This is a genomic window from Streptomyces sp. NPDC006450 (genome assembly GCF_040612195.1).
GTDB lineage: Bacteria > Actinomycetota > Actinomycetes > Streptomycetales > Streptomycetaceae > Streptomyces.
This window is the reverse complement of the sequence record NZ_JBEXPT010000246.1, coordinates 1-3,139: the sequence shown is the minus strand read 5'-3', so window position 1 is coordinate 3,139 and position 3,139 is coordinate 1. Positions and strand designations below refer to the sequence as shown.

Sequence of the window (3,139 nt, the reverse complement as noted above, 5' to 3'; positions counted from 1 at the left end):
GGCCGGGGCGCGGGGGGGGGTGCGGCCGCGGCGCCGGACGGGAGGGGGGAGGAGGACGGGGCGGCGGAGCGGGAGGGCGAGGCGGCCGGGGACCCCTCGTCGGCGAGGGCCGCCGCGTGCGCCGCGACCGAGGCGCGCAGCGGTGCGAGGCGCTGGGCGAGGGCCGGATGGGCGACGGCCGTCGCGTCGTAACGTTCCAGCAGTCGCTCGCTCTCACGAACGGCCGTCTCGCGCATCCGCCGTTCGAGTGGAACCTCGGGGTCCGCGGCGGGCGGCCCGCCGTCGGAGCAACCGCTGAGCAGCGCGGCTCCGGCGACGCCCGCGGCACCGGCGAGCAGGCCTCTTCGCGACGGCAGGATCGAGGGCACGAGACGTCCTAGGGGTGAGGGCGGGGCAGAGTGTGATCACGGTACCCGGGGGGCCCGTCCACAGCGCGGACGGCAACACCCTCCGCGACCGGATACCCTTTGACCTGACGCACGACGGAAACCACAACAGCACACGCGGCCGAGGAGTCACCCGGATGAGCACCACCCAGAGCGACAGGCTGCGCGCATTGCTGGAGCCGCTCGTCGCCGCCAAGGGCCTGGACCTCGAAGAGATCGAGACGTCCAAGGCGGGCAAGCGCCGCATGCTGCGCATCATCGTGGACTCCGACGAGGGCGTGGAGCTGGACGCGTGCGCCGAGCTGAGCCGCGAGGTCTCGGACCTGCTGGACGAGACCGACGCGATGGGTGAGGACGAGTACGTCCTCGAGGTGAGCTCGCCGGGCGCCGACCGCCCGCTGACCGAGCACCGTCACTACATCCGGGCGATCGGCCGGCTCGTGAAGTTCCAGACGTCGGACGGCGGGGAAGTGATCGCCCGCATCCTCGACGTCGACGACGAGGGCATGGACCTCGAAGTTCCGGGCGTGAAGGGCCGCAAGGCGACCGCCCGCCGCATCGTTTTCACCGACATCGCCAAGGCGCGTGTCGAGATCGAGTTCAACCGCAAGGACAAGAAGGAAGAGGAGGCGTAGTCGTGGACATCGACATGAGTGCCCTGCGGGGTCTGGTCCGGGAGAAGGAGATTTCCTTCGACCTGCTCGTCGAAGCGATCGAGTCGGCCCTCCTCATCGCGTACCACCGCACCGAGGGAAGCTTCCGGCGCGCACGCGTCGTGCTCGACCGCACCAACGGTCACGTGATCGTGTGGGCGACCGAGGACCCGAGGGACCTGGAAGAGGGCCAGGAGGCCAAGGAGTTCGACGACACCCCGTCGGACTTCGGCCGCATCGCCGCGACGACCGCCAAGCAGGTGATCCTCCAGCGTCTGCGCGACGCCGAGGACGACCTGACCTTCGGCGAGTTCCTGGGCCGCGAGGGTGATGTCATCACCGGCGTGGTGCAGCAGGGCAAGGACCCGAAGAACGTCCTCGTCGACATCGGCAAGATGGAGGCCATGCTGCCGGTGCAGGAGCAGGTCCCCGGCGAGGAGTACACGCACGGACTGCGCCTGAAGTCGTACGTCGTGCGGGTGGCCAAGGGTGTCCGCGGTCCGTCCGTGACCCTGTCGCGCACCCACCCGAACCTGGTGAAGAAGCTGTTCTCGCTGGAGGTCCCGGAGATCGCCGACGGCAGCGTCGAGATCTGCGCGATCGCCCGTGAGGCCGGTCACCGCACCAAGATCGCCGTACGGGCCAACCGCTCCGGCCTCAACCCGAAGGGCGCCTGCATCGGCCCGATGGGCAGCCGCGTGCGCAACGTGATGGCCGAGCTGCACGGCGAGAAGATCGACATCGTCGACTGGTCGGACGACCCGGCGGAGATGGTCGCCAACGCGCTGTCACCCGCCCGGGTGAGCAAGGTCGAGGTCGTGGACTGGGACACCCGGTCCGCGCGCGTGACCGTGCCCGACTACCAGCTGTCGCTGGCCATCGGCAAGGAGGGCCAGAACGCCCGCCTCGCCGCCCGCCTGACCGGCTGGCGCATCGACATCCGCCCCGACACCGAGCAGCCCTCGGACGGGGAGGACCGCGACCGGGGCGACCGCGGCGAGCGCCGGGACGACCGCCGCGACGACCGCCGCGGGGAATAAAACCGGTACCGCCCGGAGCTGTCCGGGCGGTACACAGGAACGGCAGGGGCGACAAGAGCCCTGCTCGACGTGCACGGCTGTCCGCCGCCGAGGTTTCAGCGGCCGGACGCGGCACTCGTGATCACGACAACATCCGTTCGATTTTTCGCCCGAAGGGGTGAGGTCGGTGCGGGGAGGTAGACTTAAGCGTGTCTGGCCGGACGCAAGCCCGCGCATGCCCCGAACGCACCTGTGTGGGGTGTCGGGAGCGAGCGGCCAAGAGCGATCTGCTGCGCATCGTGGCGGTCGGTGACAAATGTGTCTCCGATCCTCGCGGTACGCTGCCCGGCCGGGGTGCCTACGTGCACCCCGCCGTGGTCTGCCTCGACCAGGCTGTCCGCCGTAGGGCGTTCTCCCGGGCCTTCAAGTCCGCAGGACCGTTCGACACGGCGGAGCTGCACCAAGCCGTGGCCGATGAGGCCGAGGCGACACCGTAAGCAAGTAGTACGGCACGGATCACCGTGCGGTCAGGTACCTCGCGAGTTGGAAGTAGGTCGAGATTGCGATGAGCACCCCTCGATGAGTACGCGATGAGTACGAGCATGAAGTAGAGACGGTCCGGCGTAACCCGGACCTAAAAGGAGCGAAGTGGCTAAGGTCCGGGTATACGAACTCGCCAAGGAGTTCGGAGTTGAGAGCAAGGTCGTCATGGCCAAGCTCCAGGAACTCGGTGAGTTCGTCCGTTCGGCGTCCTCGACGATCGAGGCGCCGGTCGTACGCAAGTTGACCGATGCTTTGCAGGGCCCCGGCGGCAACGCCGGCAAGTCCGCTGCGAAGCCGGGTGAGCCCCGCAAGGCCGCCCCCGCCAAGCCCGGGGTTCCCACCCCGGGTGCTGTTGCACGTCCCGCTGCCCCGAAGCCCGGCGCCCCGGCCCCCAAGCCGGTCGTTGCCGAGGCCCCGGCCGTCAGCGCCCCCGCCCCGGTGACCCCGACCGCCGCCCCCGGTGGTCCGCGTCCCGGTCCCAAGGCTCCGGCCGCCCCGAAGCCCGCTCCGGCGGCTCCCGTGGCGACCGAGTTCTCCG

5 protein-coding genes are annotated in these 3,139 nt (G+C 70.1%); 4 read left to right on the top strand and 1 reads right to left on the bottom strand.

What is annotated here, in order from left to right:
- Positions 1-368, bottom strand: a 368-nt coding sequence (locus ABZY57_RS32490; RefSeq protein WP_356518107.1) for a hypothetical protein, incomplete at its 3' end; no start/stop codon positions are given.
- Positions 369-523: 155 nt separating this feature from the next.
- On the opposite strand from ABZY57_RS32490, the gene rimP reads away from it, so the two are divergent.
- From rimP to ABZY57_RS32470, 4 genes are all read left to right on the top strand, one after another.
- A complete protein-coding gene (gene rimP / locus ABZY57_RS32485) occupies positions 524-1,021 on the top strand; it encodes a ribosome maturation factor RimP (RefSeq protein WP_266904030.1) in 498 nt (165 codons plus the stop codon).
- Between the two features lie 2 nt (positions 1,022-1,023).
- The gene (gene nusA, locus ABZY57_RS32480; RefSeq protein WP_356518105.1) at positions 1,024-2,079 is read left to right on the top strand and encodes a transcription termination factor NusA; all 1,056 of its coding nucleotides are present in this window, start codon (positions 1,024-1,026) and stop codon (positions 2,077-2,079) included.
- A gap of 188 nt (positions 2,080-2,267) precedes the next feature.
- Positions 2,268-2,555 carry a YlxR family protein gene (locus ABZY57_RS32475; RefSeq protein ID WP_356518103.1) on the top strand — a complete coding sequence of 96 codons (288 nt, stop codon included), beginning with the start codon at positions 2,268-2,270 and terminating at the stop codon, positions 2,553-2,555.
- A gap of 151 nt (positions 2,556-2,706) precedes the next feature.
- Positions 2,707-3,139, top strand: a 433-nt coding sequence (locus ABZY57_RS32470; protein ID WP_356518101.1) for a translation initiation factor IF-2 N-terminal domain-containing protein, incomplete at its 3' end; no start/stop codon positions are given.

Coding starts and splice junctions, on each gene's coding strand:
- rimP (WP_266904030.1), top strand. CDS start 524: ATGAGCACCACCCAGAGCGACAGGCTGCGCGCATTGCTGGAGCCGCTC.